This window comes from Streptomyces sp. NBC_00358 (assembly GCF_036099295.1).
Taxonomy (GTDB): Bacteria; Actinomycetota; Actinomycetes; order Streptomycetales; family Streptomycetaceae; genus Streptomyces.
Map to the genome: position 1 here is coordinate 6,327,177 of NZ_CP107976.1, position 24,385 is coordinate 6,351,561.

Below are 24,385 nucleotides of genomic sequence, written 5' to 3' on the forward strand. Positions count from 1 at the left end.
GCGATGTGTCGTACTCCACACTGGGTTCCGGTGCCTGAGTCCTCGGAGCGCGGCCGACCCGCACGCGACGGGTTCCCCATACCCGCGGTTCCGCCAAACGACTACGGGATGGACAGCGGCGAGGTCGTCGCCCCCGTCCCCGACGTACCGCTGCCGCACGCCTCAGCAGCGACATTCCTGGAGGTCGCCCCCGTGCAGACCCAGACCCTCGCCCAGACCGACAACACCATCGACACGGACGCGGATACCGACGTCGTCGCGGCTGTCCCCCCGCAGCGCCGCGCCGCGCACCACCCCGAGGCCGAGCCGGAGAGCCCCCCCGAGGCTCCGGGAGTGGCTCCCGGGGCGGAGGTGGAGGTGGAGATCGAGGCCGAGGACCCCGAGCCCGTGGCACCACCCCGGGGCCGCGCCGCCGACACCGGTGGCCCCTCGTCCGACCTGTTCCGCCAGTACCTGCGGGAGATCGGCCGGATTCCGCTGCTCACGGCGGCCGAGGAGGTCGACCTCGCCCGCCGTGTCGAGGCCGGGCTCTTCGCCGAGGAGAAGCTCCGGCTCGCCACCGACCTGGACAACCAGCTCGCCCTGGACCTGGACAAGATCGTCGTCATGGGCCGGATGGCCAAACGCCGGCTCATCGAGGCGAACCTGCGGCTCGTCGTCTCCGTGGCCAAGCGGTACGTGGGCCGCGGCCTGACCATGCTCGACCTGGTCCAGGAGGGCAACCTCGGCCTGATCAGGGCCGTCGAGAAGTTCGACTACGCCCGCGGCTACAAGTTCTCCACGTACGCCACCTGGTGGATCCGGCAGGCCATGTCCCGCGCCCTCGCCGACCAGGCGCGCACCATCCGGGTCCCGGTGCATGTGGTCGAGCTGATCAACCGGGTGGTCCGCGTGCAGCGGCGGATGCTCCAGGAACGGGGTTACGAGCCCACTCCCGAAGAGGTCGCCGCCCATCTCGACCTCACCGGCGAGCGGGTGAGCGAGGTCCTGCGGCTGGCCCAGGAGCCGGTGTCCCTGCACGCCCCCGTGGGCGAGGAGGACGACGTGGCCCTCGGGGACCTGATCGAGGACGGCGACGCGACGTCCCCGGTGGAGTCCGCGGCGTTCCTGCTGCTCAGGCAGCATCTGGAAGCGGTGCTGTCCACGCTCGGCGAGCGGGAGCGCAAGGTCGTCCAGCTCCGGTACGGGCTGGCGGACGGGCGTCCGCGCACCCTGGAGGAGATCGGGCGGATCTTCGGCGTCACGCGCGAGCGCATCCGCCAGATCGAGTCCAAGACCCTCAACAAGCTGCGGGACCACGCCTTCGCGGAGCAGCTCCGGGGCTATCTGGACTGAGGGGGCTCGCCGGGGCAACGGCTTTGTTCGCCCCCTCCGCCCCTTCCCTCCCCCGAGGTCTCGGCTTCGCTCGACCAGGGGGGACCCCATCGTTCGCGGGGGCGCTGCCCCCGGACCCCCGCTCCTCAATCGCCGGAGGGGCTGAATCTCTTCAGCGGGGGTCCAGGGGAGGCGGGGCCTAGTCGACCTCGGCCACCGCCTGGGCGAACTGGGCCTGGTACAGGCGGGCGTACGCCCCGCCGGACTCCAGCAGCTCCGCGTGGGCGCCCTGCTCCACGATGGACCCGTCCTCCATCACGAGGATGGTGTCCGCGTCCCGGATGGTCGACAGGCGGTGGGCGATCACGAACGACGTCCGGCCGTGCGCCAGCTTCGCCATCGCCTTCTGGATCAGCACCTCGGTCCGGGTGTCGACGGAGCTGGTCGCCTCGTCGAGCACCAGGATCACCGGGTCCGACAGGAACGCGCGGGCGATCGTGATGAGCTGCTTCTCACCCGCGCTGACCCCCGATCCCTCGTCGTCGATCACCGTGTCGTAGCCCTCGGGCAGCGTGCGGATGAACCGGTCGGCGTGCGCCGCGCGCGCCGCCTCCTCGATCTCCCCGCGGGTGACGTCCCGCGAGGCCCCGTACGCGATGTTGTCGGCGATCGTGCCGCCGAACAGCCAGGTGTCCTGGAGCACCATCCCTATCCCGGACCTCAGCTCGTCCCGGGACATGGACGCCACATCGACCCCGTCCAGGGTGATCCGGCCGGCCGTGACGTCGTAGAACCGCATGAGCAGGTTCACCAGGGTCGTCTTGCCGGCGCCGGTCGGGCCGACGATGGCCACGGTGTGGCCCGGCTCCACCTTCAGCGAGAGGTCCTCGATGAGGGGCTTCTCCGGGTCGTACCGGAAGGACACGTTCTCCAGCGCCACGCGCCCGCGCAGTTCCTCGGGACGGACCGACTCCGCCGGGTCCGCCTCCTGCTCCTCCGCGTCGAGGACCTCGAAGACCCGCTCCGCCGACGCGACGCCCGACTGCACCAGGTTCGCCATCGACGCGACCTGCGTCAGCGGCATCGAGAACTGGCGCGAGTACTGGATGAAGGCCTGCACGTCACCGATCGACAGCGAGCCCGAGGCCACCCGCAGACCGCCGACGACGGCCACCAGCACGTAGTTCAGGTTCGACACGAACATCATCAGCGGCTGCATGACCCCGCTGTTGAACTGCGCCTTGAACCCGGCCTCGTACAGCTTGTCGTTCTGCTCGGCGAACTGGGCCGCCGACTCGTCCGCCCGCCCGAACACCTTCACCAGGTTGTGGCCGGTGTACATCTCCTCGATGTGGGCGTTGAGCTTGCCGGTGGTGCGCCACTGCTGCACGAAGTGCGGCTGCGAGCGCTTGCCGACCCGGGTGGCCACGACGAACGACAGCGGCACCGTGACCAGCGCGACGAGCGCGAGCAGCGGCGACACCCAGAACATCATCGCGAGCACGCCCACGATGGTCAGCAGCGAGTTGACGAGCTGGCCCATCGACTGCTGGAGCGTCTGCTGGATGTTGTCCATGTCGTTCGTCGCGCGGCTGAGGACCTCACCGCGCTGGCGCTTGTCGAAGTACGACAGCGGCAGCCGCGACAGCTTCGCCTGCAGGTCCTCGCGCATGCGGTAGACGGTCCTGTTGACGGACCGGTTCACCAGCCGCGTCGCCACCGCCATCAGCAGGCCGGCCAGCAGGAACGTGCAGAGCGCGAGCAGCAGGATGTTCCCGACGGCGGTGAAGTCGATGCCCTTGCCGGGGGTGAAGTCCGTCCCCGAGAGCATGTCGGCGACGGCGCCCTTGCCGTGCGCGCGCAGCGAGTCCAGGGCCTGGGCCTTGGTGGCCCCGGCCGGCATCTGGCGTCCGACGATCCCCGAGAAGACCAGGTCGGTGGCCCTGCCGAGGATCTTCGGGCCGACCACCGAGAGGCCGACGCTCAGCACGACGGTGACCAGCATCACGTACAGCGTGGCGCGCTCGGGCTTGAACTGGGTGAGGAGCCGTCGGCCCGACACCTTGAAATCCATCGAGCGCTGGTCAGGGCCGGTCCCGGCCATCATGCGCCCCATAGGCCCGGCCATCAGGCGGCCTCCGCTTCCGTGAGCTGGGAGAGCACGATCTCCCGGTAGGTCTCGTTCTCGGCCATCAGTTCACGATGCCGTCCGCTGCCGACGACCCGGCCCTCGTCGAGGACCACGATCCGGTCGGCCTCCCTGATGGTCGACACCCGCTGGGCGACGATCACCACGGTGGCCTCCGCGGTCTCCGCGGTCAGGGCCGCCCGCAGCGCCGCGTCGGTCGCGTAGTCGAGGGCGGAGAAGGAGTCGTCGAAGAGGTAGATCTCGGGGCGCTGCATGAGGGTGCGGGCGATGGCCAGGCGCTGCCGCTGGCCGCCGGACACGTTCGTGCCGCCCTGCGCGATCGGCGAGTCGAGCCCGTTCTCCAGCTGTTCGACGAAGCCCTTGGCCTGCGCCACCTCCAGCGCGTGCCAGAGCTCCTCGTCGGTCGCCTCCGGGTTGCCGTACCGCAGGTTCGTGGCGACGGTCCCGGCGAACAGGTACGGCTTCTGCGGGACCAGCCCGACCGTCCTGGCCAGCAGCTTCGGCTCGATGGTCGCCACGTCCACGCCGTCGACCAGCACCTGGCCGTCGGTGGCGTCGAACAGGCGGGGGATCATGCCGAGCAGGGTCGACTTCCCGCTGCCCGTCGACCCGATGACCGCGGTCACCTCGCCGGGGCGCGCGACCAGGTCGACGGACTTCAGGACCGGCTCCTCGGCGCCCGGGTAGCGGAACCCGGCCTCCCGGATCTCCAGGTGGCCGTGCCGGCGCAGCTCCAGGACGGGCGCGGCCGGCGGGACCACGCTGCTCTCGGTGGAGAGGACCTCCTGGATGCGCTCGGCGCACACCTCCGCACGCGGCACCATCATGAACATGAAGGTGGCCATCATCACGGACATCACGATCTGCATCAGATAGGCAAGGAACGCGGTCAGGTCGCCGATCTGCATCTGGCCGCTGTCGATGCGGTGGGCGCCGAACCAGACGACTGCGATGGACGACAGGTTCACGACCGTCATGACGATCGGGAACATCAGGGCCAGCATCCGGCCGGTGGCCAGCGACGTCTCGGTGAGTTCGGTGTTGGCGCCCTTGAAGCGTTCCTTCTCGTAGCCGTCGCGCACGAAGGCGCGGATCACGCGGTTGCCGGTGATCTGCTCGCGCAGCACCCGGTTCACGGTGTCCAGGCGCACCTGCATGGTGCGGAACAGCGGGCGCAGCCGGCGCACGATGAGCGTCACGCAGATGCCGAGGGTCGGCACCACGGCGACGAGCACCGCGGACAGCGGCACGTCCAGGCCGAGGGCCAGGATGATGCCGCCCACACACATGATCGGTGCCGACACCAGCAGGGTGAACGTCATCAGGGCGAGCATCTGCACCTGCTGGACGTCATTGGTGGTGCGGGTGATCAGCGACGGCGCGCCGAAGTGGCCCATCTCACGTGCCGAGAAGGACTGGACGCGGTCGAAGACGGCGCCCCGGATGTCCCGGCCGACCGCGGAGGCCGTACGGGCCCCGAAGTAGACGGCCCCGATGTTGCAGACGACCTGGGTCAGCGAGATGCCGATCATCAGGGCGCCGAAGGTCAGGATGTAGCCCGTGTCACCCTTCACGACACCGTTGTCGATGATGTGCGCGTTCAGGGTGGGCAGGTAGAGCGTGGCGCAGGTCTGCAGGAACTGCAGCAGCACCAGCAGGGCGATGGGTTTCTTGTACGGACTGAGGTGGGTCCGCAGGAGTCGTATGAGCACGCGGGGTCTCTCGGAATCGTCGAAGGCGGGGTGATCGGCGGGCGATGGATGGTGCACCACCCCCTATCGTCGAACACTCCACCCGCGTTACCTCAACCGATTAACCCAAGTGCGGTCCAAAAAAGGACCCGGCCTCCGTCTTCGGACGTACGCCGGCGGACGGCCTACGCCCGGAACGCCCCGGGATGCGTCTGTTCGCGTACGGACATGTACTGCTGCCGTACGGCCTGCCCCACGGCGAGTTCGTCACCGGGCTCCAGCACCTGGGCGACCGGCCCCTGCCAGGCGGGCGGGGTCCGCGGGTCGAGGGTGCCCTGCGAGGCGCCGAGCGCCCAGGCCGCCTGGCGGGCCGCGCCGAGCGCCGCGTAGTCCGCGGGCTGCGGGACGACGACCTGCGCGCCGAACAGCGCGGGCGCCACGGCCTGGACGGCGGGCAGCTCGGCCGCCTGGCCGAGCAGGAAGATCCGGCGGACGTCGACACCCCGGCCGCGCAGCACGTCCAGCGCGTCGGCGAGCCCGCACAGCATGCCCTCGAAGGCCGCCCGCGCCATGTGCTCGGGCCGCATCGACTCCCGGCGCAGTCCGGACAGCGTCCCGGCCGTGTGCGGCAGGTTCGGGGTGCGCTCGCCCTCCAGGTAGGGCAGCAGGACGAGCCCGTGGGAGCCCGGCGTCGACTTCATCGCCAGGTCGGACAGGCCCTCCAGGTCGGACACGCCGAGGAGCTCGGCGGCCCCGCGCAGGGCCCGTACGGCGTTGAGCGTGGTGACGACCGGGAGGTGCATCCCGGTGGCGTCCGCCAGAGAGGTGATCATGCCGCTGGAGTCCACCAGCGCCTCGGTGTGGACGGCCATCACGGAACCGGAGGCGCCCAGTGACACCACCGCGTCGCCGAGCCCGATGCCGAGCCCGAACGCCGCCGCCATGGTCTCGCCGGTCCCGGCGGAGATCAGCAGGCCCTCGGGCGTGGTTCCCGCGGCCTCGGAGGGGCCCAGGACGTCCGGCAGCCCGGCCTGGTGGCCGAGCGCCAGTTCGATGAGATCGGGCCGGTACGCGCCGGTCGCCGCCGACCAGTACCCGGTCCCCGAGGCGCCGCCCCGGTCCGTCGTCCTGCGCACGGGCCGCCCGAGGAGCTGCCACACCAGCCAGTCGTGGGCCTGCAGCAGCATGCTGGTGCGCCGCGCGGCCTCGGGTTCGGTCTTGTTCAGCCAGCGCAGCTTGGTCACCGGCTGCGCGGCCTGCGGGACGCTGCCCACCGCCTGCGCCCAGGCCTCGCGCCCGCCGAGCGCGTCGATCAGGTCGGCCGCCGCGACCTGTGCCCGCTTGTCACCGCCGACCATCGCAGGGCGCACGGTGTTGCCCTGCGCGTCGAGCGGGACGAGCCCGTTCTGCTGCGCGGACACGCCGATGGCCTGGACGCCTTCGAGCAGTCCGCCCCCGGCCGCCTCGCCCAGGGACAGCAGCCAGGCCTGTGGATCCACGTCGGAAGGACGGCCGCCACCCTCGCCGCCGTCGACGGGATGTGGCGCATAACCCTGCCTCAGCACGGCACCCGTGTCGGTGTCGCAGACGACGATACGAGTGAAATCGGGCGCACTGTCCAGCCCGGCGACTATCCCCATGGCGGAAATTCTGCCGTACCGCGAGGGCCGGCGGCGCCGGGCGGGCACACAGGGCCCGGCGCGGCCAACCGTCCCTAGGTATTACTGGTGCCCCAGTCGTCCTCGCCGGTGCCGCCCGCGTTCCGTTCCCGCAGGGAGCGCACCCGGTCCGTGACGGAGTCGGGGACGCGGTCGCCCACCTTCTCGCTCACGGTGTGCAGCGCCTTGCCCGCGATCTCGCGGCCCTGGTGCGCGGCGGTCTCCGCGGTGTTGCGCACCGCGGGGTTCTGCGCGACCTGGCGCATGGACTTCTTCAGCTGTTCGTAGCGCTCGCGCCCGGCCCGCGTGCCGAGCACGTAACCCAGGGCCAGTCCGGCGACGAACGTGAGCCGGTAGCGCATGACGGCCACCCTTCCCTTGCGTCGGCATCGGTGCGGAGGGAACCGATTGGCGGAGCACCCCCCTGCTTGCGCTAATGTATGTGTCGCAGCAAGCGCACGCCCCCTGGCGAATACCCAGGTGGGTGCGTTCGATGCAAAGATCGATCCCCTGTAGCTCAATTGGCAGAGCAGCCGACTGTTAATCGGCAGGTTACTGGTTCAAGTCCAGTCGGGGGAGCTCGATCTCCTGTAGCTCAATTGGCAGAGCAGCCGGCTGTTAACCGGCAGGTTACTGGTTCGAGTCCAGTCGGGAGAGCAACGGAAAGGGACCCCTCGGGGTCCTTTTTCATGTCCGCAGGAAGCGCTCGGGGCATGCCGAAGTCGTCCTGGTCGCGCGATGCCGACCATCCGAAGCAGGAGATCGTATGAGCGGCTATGCTGCGGCAGACGGCGCGCACAAATGTGCGCGGCGCGCCGTAACGGGGCGGTAGCTCAGCCGGTTAGAGCAGCGGACTCATAATCCGTCGGCCGTGGGTTCGAGTCCCACCCGCCCCACTACGCGCTACGCGTGCAGAATCGATGTGACCAGTAACTTCCCATTCTGGTCAGGCGAGTTGAGGGCCCGGTGGGCGCCCCGCCCGGTCACGGCCCGCTGATCGTCCGGGCCCGCCGGAGGCCGTCCCTCCGGCCAAGTCCGTCATCACCCGAATGGCCTGACCGTCCCTCGGGTGGAGTATGCCGCCGTCGGCCCACCCCCATCCCTGAAGCGGTTCCGGCATACGCAGGGGCCTGTCCCTGAGGCCGTTCGTCGCGCGCCGCGGGTCGGCGTCCGTGGCGCGGTCGGCGTCCGCGTAACCCCCGGCGCCGGCGATGGCCGCGCTCAGGTGCCCGCCGACAGAACCTGAGGCCGTCGTGTACCGGTTCGCGCCGTCGTGCCGCGGTCTCAGTCGGCCGCGAGCAGATCCGCGGCCCGTTCCCCGATGACGACGGACGGGGCGTTGGTGTGCCCCCGGATGATCGCCGGCATGACCGAGGCGTCTGCCACCCGCAGCCCGCGCACCCCCCGTACCCGCAGCCGCGGGTCCACGACGGAGGCGTCGTCGCTGCCCATCCGGGCCGTCCCCACCGGATGGTAGAGGGTGTGGGAGTGATCGGTGAGCGCGAGCGCGTCGCGGCGGTCCCGTGGCAGCCCCTCGGCCCCGGGCGGCATGAGGAAGCGGCCTGAGGACAGTCCGCGCTCGGTGAGCCGGCCGATGATCTCCTCGCAGACGTCCAGCCCGGCCAGCAGGGCCGCCCGGTCGGCACCGTCCGGGTCCGTCAGATAGCGCGGGTCGATGACCGGCTTGGCGAAGGGGTCCGCCGAGGCCAGCGTGACCGACCCGGTGCTCCGGGGCCGCAGCAGGATCGCGCCCACGGTCAGCCCGTGTCCGGGCGCCTCGACGAGACCCTCACCGAGGAACGGCACCGGCGCGAAGATGATCTCGATGTCGGGGAGTTCGAGGCCGGGTCGGCTGCGGACGAATCCGTACGCCTCACCGACGTTCGAGGTGAGCATGCCCCGGCGGCGGGTGAGGTACTTCAGCAGCTCGGAAGGCCGCTCGGCGGCGAACAGGGTCCGGTCGGCCGCGTCCACGGCCAGGCCGCTGAAGAGGTGATCGGTGAGGTTCGCGCCGACCTGCGGGGCGTCCACGAGCACGTCGACGCCCCGCTCGCGCAGGTGGGAGGCGTCACCGATGCCCGACAGCATGAGCAACTGGGGGGTGTTGACCGCGCCCGCGCTCAGTACGACCTCACGGCGCGCCAGGACCCGGCGCGTGACACCCCCGGTGACGTACTCGACGCCGACCGCGCGGTGGCCCTCGAAGAGCACACGGGTGGCCTGCGCGTCCGTGAGGACCCGCAGGTTCGGGCGGCGGCGGGCCGGTTTGAGATAGCCGTCCGCCGTGCTGAAGCGCGCGCCGCGCCGCTGGCTCACCATCGTCTGCGAGAAGCCGTCGGGCCTCGCGGTGTTGGCGGGCTCGACGGTGCGGCCGAGTTCCCTGACGGCGTCGAGGAACGCGGCCGTGTGCGGGCTCGGATCGCGCTGCGGCTCGACGCTCATGGGGCCGGAGCGGCCGTGGTCGGGGTCGGTGGCACCGAGGACCCGCTCCGTGCGGCGGAAGTACGGCAGCAGGCCCTTCCACGACCAGTCGGCGCCGCAGAGGTCGCCCCACTCGTCGTAGTCGGCGGCGAACCCGCGTACCCACATCATGGCGTTCATGGAGGAGGAGCCGCCGAGCATCCGGCCCCGCGGCCAGTACACGGGGCGCCCGGAGAGCTCGGGCTGCGGGGCGGTCGAGTAGTCCCAGTCGAGCTCGGTCCTGAAGAGCTGGGAGAAGGCGGCGGGAATGTGCACGGCCGCCTTCCTGTCCCGGCCGCCGGCTTCCAGGAGCAGGACCGAGGCCTTGCCGCTCTCCGTCAGCCGCCCGGCGAGCGCCGCCCCTGCCGAACCCGCTCCGACGACGACATAGTCGGCACTCCCCGGCGCGTTCATCGGGTCACCCCGGTCGCGCCCGGCTCCGTGCGGCCGGGCGTGCCCGCCGTCGGCGCCGTGACGGCGCCGGGGCAGGCGACCGGCCACGCCCTCCGATGGGGCGCGATACCGGGTGCTGTGTACGTCATGACGTCCTCCTCGTCGCGGTCCGGTACAGAGCTTCCGGCCGGGCGGGTGCCGCTGGGTAGCCCGCAGGGGCCATGAGCGCGCGAAATCGGCCACCGCCCGTCCGGCGGGCCGTGCCCGGGGTCCTCAGGGTGCCGCCGGGGCGGGCGCTGTTCTCCGGCATGACGGCGAGGTTGAGCAGGGGCTGTCCTCCGTGAGGGGTGTCGACGTGGACCGGGTCCGGCCGGCCGGCTCAGCCGCGGAGCGCCGAGGCGAGGAGCGCGGGCAGCCGCAGGGCACTGGGAGCGGCGGTGAAGCGGGTGAGGCGCCGCACGGTGGTCAGCGCGGTGCGGCTGGTGACGAAGTACGGCGGGCGCGGGGACAGCGACGGGTCGCCGGTGACCAGACCGCGCGGCGCGGGCGTGAACGGGGCGCGCAGCACGGTCTTCTCGATGTCCTCGCCCCGGAGCATGAACGCGTTGTGCACGAACCCGGTCCCGCTGCCGATGTCCTGGCGGGTGTGCCCGGGGAAGGCGCCCCAGGGGGTGAATCCGAGCAGGAAACCCACCCCGGACCAGCAGTTGACGCCCAGGGTCCCGTAGCGCAGGCCGGCGACGGCGCTCTCCACCGCCGCCCGGTCCGTCCGTTCGGTCCTCGGGTGCACGATGAGCGTGGCGCCGAGGGTGCCGGGGAGGCTGTCGTTGGCGAAGCCGACGGCGTTGCGCAGGAATTCGGCCGCGGTCGCGCCGGGCAGCCGTACGACGCCCAGCGCGCTGGCGAACACCTCGTCGGTGACCAGGACGTCGTCGGGGCCGCCGACGTCGGGGACGAGGAGCCGGCAGCCGTCGCCGTAGCGCTCCGCCAGCGGGTGGGCGGCGAGAACGGCGTCCAGGCGTTCCCGGGCCCCCGGGTAGTAGTCGGTCCGGGACGGCAGCGCGCGCAGCACCCGGCGGATCTCGTCCAGCAGCCTCTCGGTGCCGTCCCAGTCGCGCGGTACGACGAGGATCTGACCGGCGATGCAGTTGTGGCCGGAGTTGTTCATCTTGCTGGTGACGATGTGCTCGGCCTGGAAGCGGAAGTCGGCGTCGCTCCACGGGCCGGGAGCGACGACGCACGGGCTGACTCCGCCGAGCTCGCTGCTGAAGGGCTTGGTGACCAGGGGCCGGTCGTCCCGCCGGCGCCGGCCGGCGTCCTCGTCCGTTCCCCAGACGATCGCGTCGTGCGTACGGTCGCTGCCCGTGACGTGGATCGCGTCGACGCCCTCGTGATGGGCGAGGTGGCCGCCCTCGGCCGCGCCGCCGTCCACGAAGCGGACCCAGCCCCGGGTGACGAACTCCGCGAAGACATGCTCGAAATGGGGCCGCAGATAGGCGTTGACGGGGTTCATCTTGGCGACGACGACCTGGCCCTCGGCGTAGAGCTTGTGCAGGATGTCGAGCGCGGTGATGGCGGCGACGTTGCCGGCGCCGAGCACCAGGGCCACGGCCGAGGGCTCCGGCCGGCCCCGGTACGCGTCCGCCGCCCGGTCGCGGGTCTGCTCGGCGGTGACACCCGGACGCATCCACACCTGGGCGGTGAAGCCGTTGAGCAGCAGCCGGTCCCAGCCGGTCGCGGGGAACACGTCGACACGGGTGCGGCCCTCCGTCTCCCGTACGGCCTTCGCCGCGAGCGGGTCACGGCCCGCCGAGATGCGCCGCAGCACGTGCAGATACGCCGCGGCGTTCTGGGCGAGCGCCCAGGGACCGCCGATCCAGTCCTCGGCGGCCCACGGGGAACCGGGAGCGTAGCCCTTGGCGCGGGCGCCGGCCGCGGCCAGCTCGGCGGCGCCGGAGGCCACCCGGTCCAGCAGCCGTTCGAGCAGCGCGACGCGCTCGGTGAGCGGGGCGGCGGACCAGGACGCGGCACCGCCGCGCAACTCGGCGACGGCCCGGTCCAGGCCGGCGGAGGTGTCGGGGGCAATCGGGTTCACGTCGTTCCTCGCGGTAGTGGGGAGGGGGCTGGCTGCCGGACCCGGCGCACGCCTGCGGGAGTTCCCCTCAGAGGGGTCGCAGCGGGCTGTCGTGGTCCGGGACGAGAGGGCCGGTGCCGCGGGCGGACAGCAGAAGGGCGTCGCGGGCCGGGTCGATCAGTGTGACGGCGGCGAGTCCGCCCAGCAGGAGTAGCCCTCCGGTGATCAGGAGCGCCACGCGGTAGCCGGCGGTCCCCTGGGTGTCCACGAGGTGCCCGACCAGGGTCGGGGCGATCAGGCCCGCGGTGGTCACCACGGCGTTCATGATGCCCAGCGCGCCGCCCCGGCGGTCGGCCGGTGCCAGCTCGGTGACGGTGGTGGCGGCGACGCTGCCCATCGCCCCCGCGCAGCCGAATCCGGCGACCAGCAGGACGACGGTCGTGGCACCGGCCGGTGCCACGGGCAGGGCCAGGCACGCGGCGGCGCCGACGAGCAGCAGGACGCCGCCGACCCCGCCGCGCGCCCGCCGGCTCGCGGTCCCGCGGCGCAGCAGCCATCCGGTCAGGCCGGCCTGACCGAGCACCACGACGCCGCTCAGCCCCCAGACCAGCATGAGCAGCCGGGTGGAGGCGGCCGGGGAGTACCCCAGGCCGTCCTGGAGGAAGGAGGGGAGCCAGACCAGGCAGAAGGCGATCACCCAGTAGGTGCCGAAGTAGGCGGCCGTGGCGCCGATCCAGGTCCGGGTCGCGAGGATCCGGCGGTACGGCGTTCCGCGCACGGCGCCCCCTGTCGGGGCCGCGTCCCCCAGAGCCTCGGCTCCCTCGCCCGTACGGCCGTCACCGGTCGTACGGTCATCACCGGCACCGGCACCGGCACCGGCACCGGCACCGGCACCGGCACCGGCACCGCTGTCGCGGGGCGCGGCGTGGGGTCCCTCCCCGCCGAGGGGGATCCACAGCAGCGCCCACACCGCGCCGGTGATCGCGACCACCGCGACGGCGGTGCGCCAGCCGTGCTGGTGGATGACCCAGGTCAGCACCGGGGCGGCGACCAGGACACCCAGGGTGATCCCCAGCACGATCAGCGCCCCGGGCAGGTTGCGCCGGTGGTCCGGGAACCAGGAGAGGGTGGCCTGCTGGGCCACCGGGAACGCCGGTCCCTCGGCGGCGCCGAGCAGTACGCGTGAGGTGACGAGCACCGCGAGCCCTCCGCCCATGACCAGCGGAGTCTGGGACAGGGACCACAGGACGGCCATGGCGAGCAGCAGCCACTTGGGCCGGACGCGGTCGGCGAGCAGCCCGACCGTGGCGCCGCATACCGAGAACAGCAGGAAGAACGCGCTGTTGGCGAGCCCGAACGCGGACGCGGACAGGCCGAGGTCCTTGCGGATGGGGTCGGCGGCCAGGCCCAGTACGGACTTGTCGGCGAAGTTGACCATCATGAAGACGACGAGCAGGGCGGTCACGGTCCACGCACGACGGCGCCGGTCGGGCGGCGTCTTCGCCCGGCCGGCGGGCACAGCGGGTACGACATCGGTGTCGGTCACAAGGGCTCCGCGGGAGAGGGCGGGTCGGCGACGGGGGAGAGACGGGTGCTTCAGGGGCCCTGGGCCCCCGCGGGACCGTGGGGCGGGTCCCGGGGGGCATGTCCGGTCGGCGGTCCTCAGGACAGGGGTGCGCCGGCGATCGCGACGCGCTCCATGACGCGCCGTCGCGGGTAGTAGTCGTTGATCGCGTAGTGCTGCGTGGCGATGTTGTCCCAGATCGCGACGGAACCCGGCTGCCAGTGGAAGCGGACCTGGTACTCGGGGATACGGGCCTGGAGCACCAGTTCGTGGAGCAGTTCACGGCTCTCGGTGTCCGACAGTCCGGAAATCCGGGTGGTGAAGGGCTCGTTGACGTAGAGCAGCCTGCGGCCGGTGCGCGGGTGCCGTACGACCACCGGGTGCTCGACCGGCGGCAAGGACTCCCGATGCGCCGCGATCTGGCTTTCCGTCATCGTCAGGCCCCAGCTCGGAACCCAGTCGTGCACCGCGGTGAGTCCCTCGATACGGGCCTTCGTCCGCTCCGGCAGGTTGTCGTACGCGGCGGCCATGTCCGCCCAGAGGGTGTCGCCTCCCGCGTCGGGAACCTCGACGGCCCGCAGGACCGAGCCGAGGGCCGGCGCGGCCATGAAGGAGTGGTCGCTGTGCCAGATGTTCTCGGTGCCGACGGCCATGGCGTCCTTGGCCAGGCGCGAGACGCCGGTGGTGTCGCCCTTGGGGAAGAAGGGGTTCGGCTCCGGGACGCCCCACACCCCGGCGAGCGCGAGCTGCGCGCCCGGGTCGAAGGCGTGCTGGTCACGGAAGAAGACCACCTTCCACTCCAGCAGGGCCTGCGTCAGCTCCGCCGCGAGGTCCTCGCCGATCGGGAGCGAGAGGTCGACGCCGACGATCTCCGTGCCGATGTGCGGGGTGAGCGGACGGATGTCCATCAGGCGGTACTCGGCCGGGGCGGTACCGGGGGCGGTGCGCTCCAGCACCCGCTTCCCGTAGTGCATCAGGGGCTTGTCGAAGGCGGGTGCGGGAGGGGTGACGACGCTGTCCATGGGCTCTCCAGAACGACAACCGGGATTTCGTTACCGGAAGTATCGTTATTGAGGTGCGAGGTGACAAGGGCCTGACGCGATCGATGTGAACGGGGTGGACCGGCTGGATCGCGGACGGTGTGAACGGGGGTCCGGCGGGATCGCGGCCGGTGCGCACGGGTGGAGCGGTCCGGCGGGGCGGTGGCCGGTGGGGACGGGCGGCTCGACGGGCCGCCGGGGTCAGGAGGCCGAGCCGACCGCGCGGGCCACGAGGTCCACCAGGGTCTCCACGAGCCGGGCGTCGGGCAGTTCCTGCTCGCCGATCAGCCGGAAGAGCAGCGGCGCGGCGACCAGGGTGGCCGCGGCCCGGACATCGGTGTCGGGGCGTACGTCACCGCGCTCGATGCCGCGTTCGAGGATGTGCCGGGTCTCGCTCGTGATCCGTTCCGTGTACTGCGCGTACTGCGCCCGGCCCGTTCCGGCCTCGGCCGCCGCGCCGATCAGCCCCGCGATCAGCCGGGCCGATCCCGGCAGCCGGTACGCCTCCAGCCGGGCCGTGAGGACGACCCGCAGCTCGGCCCGGAAGTCGCCCAGATCGGGCACCGACAGCTCGCCGACGCGGCTCTCGGCGGCGGCGATGACGAGGTCCTGCTTGGTGGGCCAGCGCCGGTAGATGGCCGGCTTGCTCACCCCGGCCCGCGCGGCGACGGCGTCCATGGTGAGCGCCCCCATGCCCTGTTCGACGACCAGGTCGACGACCGCGTTCAGGACCGCTCCGGTGACCCGCTCCTCGCGCGGCCGACCGGGTCCCCGCTCCGTCCCTCGCGTCCGCGCACCCGTCATGCCCCGAGCCTACGGGGGCCGGTGTCCTGCCCGGGGAGGAGGGCCGCCGCGGGAACATCCTGCTCGGAGGGTAGGACCGGTGCCTCCGTGGGCACGATGCGTCTATGCGCGTCGGCGAGGACGCTCGTCTCATCAGTCATGAGGAGGGGTCATGAACCGTCAGATCCGGATTCGCGTCAACCGTCGGCCCGCCGCTCCGCGCGAGATGCCGATCGACCGCAGGACGCCGTCGGGGCGCCTGCTGCCGTACTGATCCACGCGCAGGGGACGCCCGCCTGCGGGGGCTCACGCGCGAAGCCGTGATACGGGCGGCGGAAAGAGGAGTTCCTGCGCGTGGTCGACACCGTGCCGCGCTCAGGCGGCACGATCCCCGAGGTGACGGTGATGCCCCCGCCGCCCGCCGCCCGCCGCCCGCCGCCTGCCGCCTGCCGCCCGCCGCCCGCCGCCCGCCGCCCGACTACCGGGGTGACTGCCAGGTGACGTCCGGGTCGGTGCCGTCGTCGTGGACGGTCAGCCGGACGCCGGGGCGGCCGTCCGGCAGTGTGACCGTCACATCGACGGCGACCTCGATCCGTGACACCCCGGAGCGTCGCGACGCGGCGGCCAGCGCGCGCCGCAGTACGGCGAGCAGCTGACCGGCCACCGGCCCCGTGAGCAGGTTGTCGACCGGCCCCGCGAACCGGGTGGACGGCTGGACACCGAGGACCGCCGCGGCTCCGGCCGTCTCGCGCAGCACCTTGCCGCGGAACGTGGTGGGCGCGTCGGCGGGCGGCTGCTGCAGCGCGAAGATCGCGGTGCGCACCTCCTGGACCGTGGCCTCCAGTTCGTCGACCGCCCGGCCCAGGGCCCCGGACACCTCCTCGGCCCCGCTGTCGCCCGCGCCGTTCACGGCGTTCCTGCGCTGGGTGGATTCCAGCATCATGCCGGTCGCGAACAGCCGCTGTACGACCAGATCGTGCAGGTCCCGGGCGATGCGGTCCCGGTCCTCGTACACCGCGAGGAGTTCGCGGCGGTGCCGTGCGTCGGCGAGGACCAGGGCGAGCGCGGCCTGCGAGGTGAACTGGGTGGCCAGCAGGCGTTCGACCTCGGTGTACGGGCGGTCACCGCGTCCGCGCGGCAGGGCCAGCGTGCCGATGAGCCGGCCCTCGGTCTCCAGGGGCAGCATCATGTTCGGCCCGAACCGGGACCGTACAGGGGTCGTCATCCGCGGGTCCGTCGCCGAGTCCTCGATGAACACCGGCTCCCCGCCGAGGAGTTGTTCGAGCAGGGGACTGCCGGGCGCGATGGTGGTGCCCACGATGCCGGCGGGGTCCCCGGGCGTGGAGGCGACCACGATCTCCATGCCGCCCTCGTCCGTGGGCTTGAGGATGATGCCCGCCGAGGCACCCGCGAGAATCCGGGCGCGTTCGGCGACGGTCAGCAGCGCGTCGGTGTCGGTCCCGCCGCTGAGCAGGGCGGTGGTGACGGCGGCGGCGCCCTCGATCCAGCGTTCCCGCTGGCGGGCCGTCTCGTACAGCCGGGCGTTGGCGATCGCGATCCCGGCCTGGTTGGCGAGCAGGCGCACGACCTGCTCGTCCTCACGGGTGACGGGCCCGGTGGACTTGTCCGCGAGCCAGAGACTGCCGAACACCTCGTCGTCGACCCGGATGGGGACGTCCAGGCAGATGTCGGCCTCGCGGGCCTCGGGCGACTCCTGGGCCTCGGGAGACCCGGGACGCTCGGGGTGGGGGGCCGCCTGCGTGCGTGACTCCGCCGAGTCCGGCTCCGTCGTGCGGGGCTCCGCCGTGCGGATCCGTACCAGTCCGTCCCGGCCCGGGTCCGCCATCCCGAGCGCCGCGTACCGGGCCCCCGTCAACTCGGCCGCGGCGTCCACGATCCGCTGGAGGGTGGCGCGCAGTTCGAGTTCGGTGCCGACACTGAGCACCGCTTCGAGAAGCGGCGGGAGTCCCGGTACCGGGTCGGCCATGCGAGGCACTCGGGCGCCCGGACCCGGCGTCAGTTCGCCAGCGGGTCCAGGATCATCGGCTCGATCTTGCCCTCCAGCATGTATCCGAGGCCCTGGACGGCACAGACGTCCGGCCGTTCGGCGATGTGGACGGGCATCCCGGTCGCCTGCCGCAGCATCTGGTCGAGCCCGGGGAGCAGCGCGCTGCCGCCGACCATCATGATCCCGCGGTCGGCCAGGTCGGCCACCAGATCGGGCGGGCAGGAGCGCAGCACCTTGCCGATGCCGTCCAGTACCGCGGTCAGCGGGGTCTCGATCGCCATGCGGACGGCGGCGGTGTCGACCTGCACGGTACGGGCCAGGCCGGTCGCCACGTCCCGTCCGTGAATCTCGGTCAGGGCCGGGCCGTGCGGGGTGAGCCCGTTCCCGGAGAGGGCGAGTTGCAGGGGCCGTACGGCCTGACTCGGCAGCATCAGCTCGTGCTGGTGGCGCAGGTGCTGCACGATCGCGTGGTCGACCGCCTCACCACCGACCGGGATGCGTTCGGCGGTCACGATCGAGCCCAGCGACAGCACGGCGAGCTGGGTCGCGGCGGCCCCGCAGACCATGACCATGGTGGCCTCGGGCCGTTCGACGGGCAGCCCGCAGCCGACCGCGGCCGCGATCAGTGTGTCGACGAGCTCGACCCGTCGCGCCCCCAGCCCGACCAGCGTCTCGATCGTGGCGCGCTGCGCGAGCGGGCCCGCGTCGTGCGGGGTGCAGGCCGCGGCCCGCAGCCGGGGCTTGCGGCGCAGGGTGCGGCGGACCTTGTCCCCCAAGAGCTGACGCAGCATCCGCTGGGCCATGTCGATGTCGACGACGGTGCCGCCGGACACCGGGCGCACCACTCGGATGTACTCGGGGGTGCGGCCCGTCATCCGCTCCGCGAACTCCCCGACCGCGATCAGCGCGCCCGTCTTCGTGTTGATCGCGGCGACACTCGGCTGGTCGACGACCAGGCCGTCGCCCCGCACCCACACACGGGTCCTCGCCGCTCCCAGGTCGACGGCGAAGTGACAGCGGCGCAACTGCTCCAGACTGGCGGTCATGGCAGGTCCTCCCGAGAGCGCAGACCATGGGCTCCGCCGGGCGGCGGTCCTCTCTCGTATCCTGCGCGCGCCGGGCGCGGCCCGCCCCTTTTGGAGGGCCGGGCGGGGTGCCGCCGGGCGGGTGGTGTCGCGGCTCTCAGGCGCCGCCGACGGCGGCGAGCACCTCCTCCAGGGAGGCCACGGTGTCCGGACAGCCGAAGTCGGCGAGACGCCGGCGGCTCGACGGGTCGGGGGCGTGGCCGACGAAGGGGAGTCCGATGCGGCGGGCCGACTCCAGCTCGGTGGGGGTCGACCCGAGGAACACGGCCTGCGGAGCGGCGACGCCCAGCTCGTCCAGGGCGCGCTCCAGACTGTCGGGGTGCGGCATCAGCAGCCCGAGGTCGTCCGAGCGGCCGTGGACGCCGCCGGTCACCCGGTCGGCCAGCCCCCGTTCCTGCAGATAGGACACGGCGGCGCGGGCCGAGGTGTCGGTGACGACGGCGGGGCCCCGGCCGTCGGCGGCGAGGGTACGGATCAGGTCGTCCGCGTACGGGATCGGCCGTGCCGTCCGGACGAGCCGGGCCTCGATCCGGTCGAGCTCGCGGCGCAGGTCCGCGCCGAGCCGGTGGTGGGCGAAGTCGCGCAGCAGATCGAACGGATCGACGTACTGCTCCGGCGGGGTGGACGATGCGCCGTCCGGCAGGAGCAGATGACGGGTCGAGGCCTCCTCGCGACCGCGCAGAGTCATTAGCAGGGCGCCGAGTTCATGGGCCACCCGCCGTTGCGGCACGCCGTGGAACAGCTCGGTCAGCGTGCCGTCGAAACCGAGGAGGACGCACTCCGCCCCACGCAGCGGACGGTCCACGGACCGCTCCCGTGCCGCCCCGTCCCGTGCCGCGGACCGCCGCGGGTCCTGCGGCGGCGCCGGGTCCCGGGTATCCCGGTTCACGGAGCCGCCCGTCGGGTCCGGGTCCGGGGCCGGTGTCCCGGGAGCCGGCGTGCCCTCACTCAGGCGTACCGAGCAGGCCACCGACAGGCCCGGTACCGGCCAGCGGCGCAGCCCTTCGTGCACCGCGCGCTGCGCCGCGCCCGCGCGGCGCAGCGGGTGACGGCGCGTGATGCGCCCCGCCTCCTTGACGAGATGGTCGAGCAGGCGTCCCGACACGTCGTGGGTCTCGCCTCGTACGAACGCCACCGGGTCGTCCACGTGCCAGGACAGTTCCACCGAGGCGGCGAACGAACCGCGCCCGGAACTCGGCAGATGCAGTTCGTGCGCGGCGCCATGGGTGGTGAGGTCGACCTCGTAGTACGTGATGAGGGAGCGCGGCGGGCGCTTGCCCTGCGGCCGGTCGAGGTCGAGCAGGGTCAGTGAGGCGTCGGGGTCCGTGTGCACGACGGCGGTGCGGCCCTGCTCCACGCCCCGGAGCCGGGTGAGGTCGCGGATGGTGAACGGGCCCCGGACCAGGTCGCGTTGGACCGGTTCGGGATCGGGGAGACGCTCGGGGAGGTCCAGCGCGCAGTACCAGGCGGTGACGGAGCCGTCCGCCGGCGCCGGTCGGCGCAGCGGGCGGAAGCGCTCGGGGGCAGGCGTGGCACCGCTGCCCATCAGCTCCTCGTGCAGAACGGGCGAGAGCACGACCAGGATGTCCGCCTCGGGACGGTCCGGATCGGGCCGCAGGTCCGGCGGCACGGTCGGGGTGCCCGCGCCGGCGAACAGCGCCGTGTGCCAGAAGGTCACACGTATCTTCGGCGGCTCGGCCAACTCCAGCAGCGCGCCCGGCAGTTCACGCAGAATCGAGTTCAGGACGGTCACTACGGAGACCTCGGGCTCGGTGATCACGACATAGCCGTTGTCGCGGCTGAGGAGTTCGTACGCGGTCGGCGCCAGGTCGCTCAGGGAGAGCAGCCAGGCCAGCGTTCGGCCGAGCACACTGTGGGTGTGCGGATCGTCGACCGAGTCCGCGGTGTACTCGACGGCGATGACGGGGCTGCCGCGTTCCGGCGCGGCCCGCAGCTCACGGAAGAGCTCCAGCAGCATGGGGTCCGGCGGGCTGGGTGCCTGGAGGTCCTCGTACGCCTGGTACGACTCGATGGCTTCGGAGATGCGGCCCTGGCCCCTGAGGGCGAGGAGGTGCAGCCGCCGGAAGTCCTCGCGCCTGGGGTGGGACCGCAGGAGTTCGCCGAGGTCGGTGGCGGCCCGCCCGAAGTCACCGATCTCCAGGTCGAGTTCGGCGCGGGTGGCGCACAGGCTGAGGCGCAGGGCGCGGAGCCGGGCGCGGGCCCCGTCGGCGGCGGGTCCGGGGACGTCGGCGAGCGGGGTGCCGTGCCAGAGCCCGATGGCCTCCTGGACCAGGGTGCGGGCCGCGGCCGTGTCTCCCGCCTCCCGGCGCGACCTCGAATCGGCCGCGAGCTGTTGACAGCGGTGCACGTCGATCGTGCCGGGCGGCGCGTGCAGCGCGTAACCGGTGGCGGTGGTCGCCAGGACTCCCGGACCCAGCGCCTTGCGCAGTCCGGACGCCCGGGTGGCGAGGCGCCGCCGTGGCTGATCCGGCGGGTTCCCGCGCCACAGTCCGTCGATCAGGATGTCGTAGGTGACGGTCCTGCCTTGGTGCAGCAGCAGCATGCCGAGCAGGGACTGCTCCTCCGGATGGAGCGGGGGCAGGGTCCGGCCGCCACGCGTGATCCCCACCGGGCCGAGCAGCCGGTACTGGTACCGGTCGCGCGCCGCGGCCTCCAGCAGGACGTCGAAGGAGGGCGCCAACAGGAGATCCAGTCCGCGGTGCTGAGCGGCGGGGGACGCGGAACGGAGCCCGCCGATCGCGTCGGCGACCAGGGGGCGGAACGCCTCGGGGACCGCGACGAGTTCGTCGGGGGCCGTGCCGCCCGCCAGGTCCGCCAGGAGACGCCCGAAGGACGCGAGGTCCTTCGACTCGTCCCGGTCGCCCAGCCGCCCCAGGGCGAAATCGCTCACCCTGAACGTGCCGTCCGGTGTCAGCACCAAGCCGATGGGACTGAGCCATCCGTGGGTCAGGCCCTGGGCGTGTACGGCGCGCAGGGCCAGCGCGACCTGGCGTGCCAGCAGGGCGAACGTGGTGAACGGCAGGCGGAAGCCGCCTTCGGCGGTGAGCTCGGCCAGCGACGCCCCGCCGAGGAGCTCCGTCACCAGGTACGGCGTGTCTCCGTCGAACCCGAAGTCGTAGACCTTGATGACGTTTTCCTGCTCGATGGCGGCGAGCGCGCCCACTTCGTCCGTGAACCGTTGGCGCCACCTCGGTTCCACGTCGTACTCGTGCAGCACCACGTCCCGGTCCAGCCTGGTGTCCACCGCCACCCACAGCCGCTTGCGCCGGCCGAGCCGACGTGTGATCCGGTACCTGCCCAGAACGAGCCGACCGTCCGGCGTCCCGCCCCCCAGCCGTCGCACGCTCTCCTCGCGCACCGAGGCGAACGCCTCGCCGTCGGCGGTCGCGTCACCGGGTCCGGGGGCGACCACGGGGAACTCCCCGGCGGCCACTCCGGCCCGTGCGTCGATCAACGCGCCGACACGGCCCAGTAGTTCACCGGTGCGGCTGCGCGCGGAGCGCGGCAGCGTGTGCAGCAGGAGTTCGCGCACGCCGGGCCGGAAGACGTACGAGCCGGGCTGACCCGAAGGGCCCGTGCTGAGGAGGCCGCTGAGGATCACCTCGGCGAGATGCTGCGGCCGGGGGCTCCGCTCGATCGCCGCGTGCACCAGCCGCATGACCGGCAACTCCGGCCGCCCTACGGCGAGATGGCCGGCGAGCCGGAACGCCTCGGGGGAGGCGAGGGAGCGGAAGCGCAGCACGAGCTCCTCCGGGGAGAGCCGTTCGACGTCGCCGCGGCCGTGCTCGTCGAGCGGGGCGGGCACCGGGGCCGTGTCCAGCATCGCCACCGAGCCCGGAAGGCGTCCGCCGCCCGCCACCAGCGACGACCAGTTCGCCAGCCAGCGGGCGGAGGGCTCCAGGACGGGCAGCGCGAGCACCCGGCCGGGGCCGGGCAGGTCGTCCGAGGCGTAGGAGTCCACGGTGTACGCGGAGTTGGGGGCGGCCGGCCAGGGAGCCGTGAGACGTGCGGTCGTCGCGGGCAGGGCCGTGGTGCGCCACAGCCGCTCGGGCAGCGGCTGGAGCACGGCCACCGGCATCCGGGCCGCCCAGCGGCGCAGCGTGCGGTACCAGCGGGTGCCCGCCGGACCGTCCCGCCACTGCGCGCCCATGCAGTCGCTGACCAGCAGGGTGACCGTACGGCCGTCCGCGTACGACTCCTGCGAGCCGGGCCTTCGGACGGTTCCCCCGGCGGTCAGCCGGTGCAGTTCCACCGTGCGGAAGACGCCCGACTGGGCCAGCGCGGAGTGCAGTTCGCGGACGAGCGGACGCCATACGGGCATGGTGGGCCCGGTGTCGTGCACGAGATGCAGGGTCAGCCAGCGCTCGGTGGCCGGGCGCAGCACCGGCAGCCACCACTGGGCCACCGCGCCGAGACGCGCGATCCGGTCGGCGGTCGCCTCCTCGTCCAGGATGTGGCCGACGGGCGCTGGCACCCGGCGCTTGAGCGGACGCAGGGTGCGTTGCAGAGCGAGCGGGTGGGGCAGCATCGGGGGAGCGGGGGCGAGGAGCGTGGTGTGCGGGGTGTTCGCCGGGCTGTCGTCCGCCGCGTCCCGGCCGGCGCCGTTCGCGTCCCGGTCCGGGGGGCCGGAGTCGGAGCCGGGCAGGCGCAGGGGGACGCGGCCGTCGTCGGGACGGGCCGGACCGGAGGGCGGGTCCCCGAAGGGCGGCTCCGGCGGCACGCCCGTCCGCGCGGGTTCCACGGGTGCCGCCGGGGGTGTACGCGGTCCGGCTGGCCGCCCGCCGGGCCTGGGCGCCGCGGGCGGCGCGACGGCCGGCCCCTCGATGTGCCCCGCGAGCCACAGCAGTTCGGCCAGCTCCACGGAGGTGGGCGGTTCCCCGCCGCCGGCCCGCCCCAGCAGCTCGGCGAGCAGGGCGGGCCCCGGGTCCGCGGCGGGGTCCGCTCCCGGGCCCGTCGGGGTGTCCGGTCCCGGACGTGCGGGGGTGTCCGGTCCCGGACGTGCGGGAGTGCCCGGGGCCGGGTCTTCGGGAGTTTCCGGGTCCGGGCTCCCGGGAGTGTCCGGGGCCCGGTGCGCGGGGGTGCCCGGGTCCTCAGAACTCATCGTCGTCCCGCGTGCTGCTGAGGTAGGGCATCAGCTGCTCCGCGAGGTCGTCGCGCGAGGCCGCGTCGATCCCCGCCGTGCCGGTGAGGTAGACGGCGTTCAGGAGCTGGTCCGTGGCGAGTTCGCCGCCGGTGCCGCGGGAGAGGAAGCGGGCGATCAGCTCACGGGCGTAGTCGTCGGGCTCGCCGAGGTGGGCGCGGACGATGCTTTCGAGGTGGGCGTCGCGCGGCTGGTGGAGTTCGAGCCGGACGCACCGGCGAAGGAAGGCGGGCGGGAACTCGCGCTCGCCGTTGCTGGTCAGGACGACGAAGGGGAAGGCCCGGCAGCGGACCCGGCCTCGGGAGACGGTGACCCGCTCGTCCGTGCCGGCCACCATCACGTCGGCGGCCGGGGTGTGACGGGCCGCCCGGACCAGCTCCGGGATCTCGTACTCGCCCTCCTCCAGGATGTTCAGCAGGTCGTTCGGCAGGTCGAGGTCGCTCTTGTCGATCTCGTCGATGAGCAGGGCCCGAGGGCGCCGGTAGGGGAGCAGGGACGTGCCGAGCGGGCCGAGGCGCAGATGGTCCTGGAGCTCGCCGCCCGCCGGGATCTCGTGCGCGGCGGCGCGGCCGGCGGCGTACAGCCGGGAGAGCGGATCGTACTGGTAGAGGCCGTCGTGCAGTGTGGTGCGGCTGGTGATGTTCCAGCGCAGCACCGGTCCGAGCCGCAACTCCCGTGCCACCGCGTACGCGAGGGAGGACTTGCCGCTGCCGGGCGGCCCGGTCACCAGCAGGGGGCGGCGCAGATACAGCGCCGCGTTCACGAGCTGGACGGCCCGGTCGGTCGCCCGGTAGGTACGGGCACGGTGCCTGCGGTCGGGGGAGGCGGCCGAGGTGTCGCCGTCCTCGGCGGGAGTGTCCAGCTCGGGACCGCCGTCGAAGTCTCGCCACGGCGGCGGCGCGGGCAGCTTCGCGATACCGTCGTGGGGCTCGCTCCCACCCGTGTAGACGGGCCACAGGGACATGCGCTCTCCTCCTCGTTGCCGCTTCTCGCACGGTCGCCGTC

Annotated in this window: 15 protein-coding genes and 3 tRNA genes; 4 read left to right on the forward strand and 14 right to left on the reverse strand. The window is 72.9% G+C overall.

The window, feature by feature from the left end:
* Positions 1-30 precede the first annotated feature (30 nt).
* Positions 31-1,335, forward strand: a complete 1,305-nt coding sequence (locus OHT01_RS26935; RefSeq protein ID WP_328555691.1) for an RNA polymerase sigma factor — start codon at positions 31-33, stop codon at positions 1,333-1,335.
* 178 nt (positions 1,336-1,513) lie between these two features.
* Here OHT01_RS26935 and OHT01_RS26940 read toward each other — a convergent pair whose 3' ends face one another.
* From OHT01_RS26940 to OHT01_RS26955, 4 genes are all read right to left on the reverse strand, one after another.
* Positions 1,514-3,442, reverse strand: a complete 1,929-nt coding sequence (locus tag OHT01_RS26940; protein ID WP_328555692.1) for an ABC transporter ATP-binding protein — start codon at positions 3,440-3,442, stop codon at positions 1,514-1,516.
* Positions 3,442-5,175, reverse strand: a complete 1,734-nt coding sequence (locus tag OHT01_RS26945) for an ABC transporter ATP-binding protein (protein ID WP_328555693.1) — start codon at positions 5,173-5,175, stop codon at positions 3,442-3,444. The genes OHT01_RS26940 and OHT01_RS26945 overlap by 1 nt, the downstream gene beginning before the upstream one ends.
* Positions 5,176-5,339: 164 nt before the next feature.
* Complete coding sequence (locus tag OHT01_RS26950; protein ID WP_328555694.1) at positions 5,340-6,794, reverse strand: FGGY family carbohydrate kinase; 1,455 nt, start codon at positions 6,792-6,794, stop codon at positions 5,340-5,342.
* A 74-nt stretch (positions 6,795-6,868) separates the two neighbouring features.
* The gene (locus OHT01_RS26955; protein WP_328555695.1) at positions 6,869-7,174 is read right to left on the reverse strand and encodes a YtxH domain-containing protein; all 306 of its coding nucleotides are present in this window, start codon (positions 7,172-7,174) and stop codon (positions 6,869-6,871) included.
* Positions 7,175-7,318: 144 nt separating this feature from the next.
* Here OHT01_RS26955 and OHT01_RS26960 point away from each other — a divergent pair.
* The 3 genes from OHT01_RS26960 (at position 7,319) to OHT01_RS26970 (ending at position 7,708) form a co-directional block, all read left to right on the forward strand.
* Positions 7,319-7,391 (forward strand) — tRNA-Asn (locus OHT01_RS26960).
* 5 nt (positions 7,392-7,396) lie between these two features.
* Positions 7,397-7,469: transfer RNA gene (locus tag OHT01_RS26965), tRNA-Asn, on the forward strand.
* Between the two features lie 165 nt (positions 7,470-7,634).
* Positions 7,635-7,708, forward strand: a tRNA-Ile gene (locus tag OHT01_RS26970).
* A gap of 388 nt (positions 7,709-8,096) precedes the next feature.
* Here OHT01_RS26970 and OHT01_RS26975 read toward each other — a convergent pair.
* From OHT01_RS26975 to OHT01_RS27020, 10 genes are all read right to left on the reverse strand, one after another.
* Positions 8,097-9,686: a GMC family oxidoreductase gene (locus tag OHT01_RS26975; RefSeq protein ID WP_328555696.1), complete on the reverse strand. Its 1,590-nt coding sequence runs from the start codon at positions 9,684-9,686 to the stop codon at positions 8,097-8,099.
* Entirely contained in the window at positions 9,683-9,814 is a 132-nt protein-coding gene (locus OHT01_RS26980) for a hypothetical protein (protein ID WP_328555697.1), read from the reverse strand. The genes OHT01_RS26975 and OHT01_RS26980 overlap by 4 nt, the downstream gene beginning before the upstream one ends.
* Before the next feature lie 230 nt (positions 9,815-10,044).
* Positions 10,045-11,760 carry an aldehyde dehydrogenase family protein gene (locus OHT01_RS26985; protein ID WP_328555698.1) on the reverse strand — a complete coding sequence of 572 codons (1,716 nt, stop codon included), beginning with the start codon at positions 11,758-11,760 and terminating at the stop codon, positions 10,045-10,047.
* Positions 11,761-11,827: 67 nt separating this feature from the next.
* Positions 11,828-13,285 carry an MFS transporter gene (locus OHT01_RS26990; RefSeq protein ID WP_328555699.1) on the reverse strand — a complete coding sequence of 486 codons (1,458 nt, stop codon included), beginning with the start codon at positions 13,283-13,285 and terminating at the stop codon, positions 11,828-11,830.
* Positions 13,286-13,401: 116 nt separating this feature from the next.
* Positions 13,402-14,325, reverse strand: coding sequence for a TauD/TfdA dioxygenase family protein (locus OHT01_RS26995; RefSeq protein ID WP_328555700.1), 924 nt, complete (start codon positions 14,323-14,325; stop codon positions 13,402-13,404).
* Between the two features lie 219 nt (positions 14,326-14,544).
* Positions 14,545-15,147, reverse strand: a complete 603-nt coding sequence (locus OHT01_RS27000) for a TetR/AcrR family transcriptional regulator (protein ID WP_328555701.1) — start codon at positions 15,145-15,147, stop codon at positions 14,545-14,547.
* A 457-nt stretch (positions 15,148-15,604) separates the two neighbouring features.
* Positions 15,605-17,113, reverse strand: a complete 1,509-nt coding sequence (locus tag OHT01_RS27005) for a GAF domain-containing protein (RefSeq protein ID WP_328555702.1) — start codon at positions 17,111-17,113, stop codon at positions 15,605-15,607.
* Between the two features lie 29 nt (positions 17,114-17,142).
* A complete protein-coding gene (locus tag OHT01_RS27010; RefSeq protein WP_328555703.1) occupies positions 17,143-18,180 on the reverse strand; it encodes a rod shape-determining protein in 1,038 nt (345 codons plus the stop codon).
* A 136-nt stretch (positions 18,181-18,316) separates the two neighbouring features.
* A complete protein-coding gene (locus tag OHT01_RS27015) occupies positions 18,317-23,341 on the reverse strand; it encodes an SAV_2336 N-terminal domain-related protein (protein WP_328555704.1) in 5,025 nt (1,674 codons plus the stop codon).
* Positions 23,331-24,344, reverse strand: a complete 1,014-nt coding sequence (locus OHT01_RS27020; protein ID WP_328555705.1) for an AAA family ATPase — start codon at positions 24,342-24,344, stop codon at positions 23,331-23,333. The genes OHT01_RS27015 and OHT01_RS27020 overlap by 11 nt, the downstream gene beginning before the upstream one ends.
* Positions 24,345-24,385: the final 41 nt, after the last annotated feature.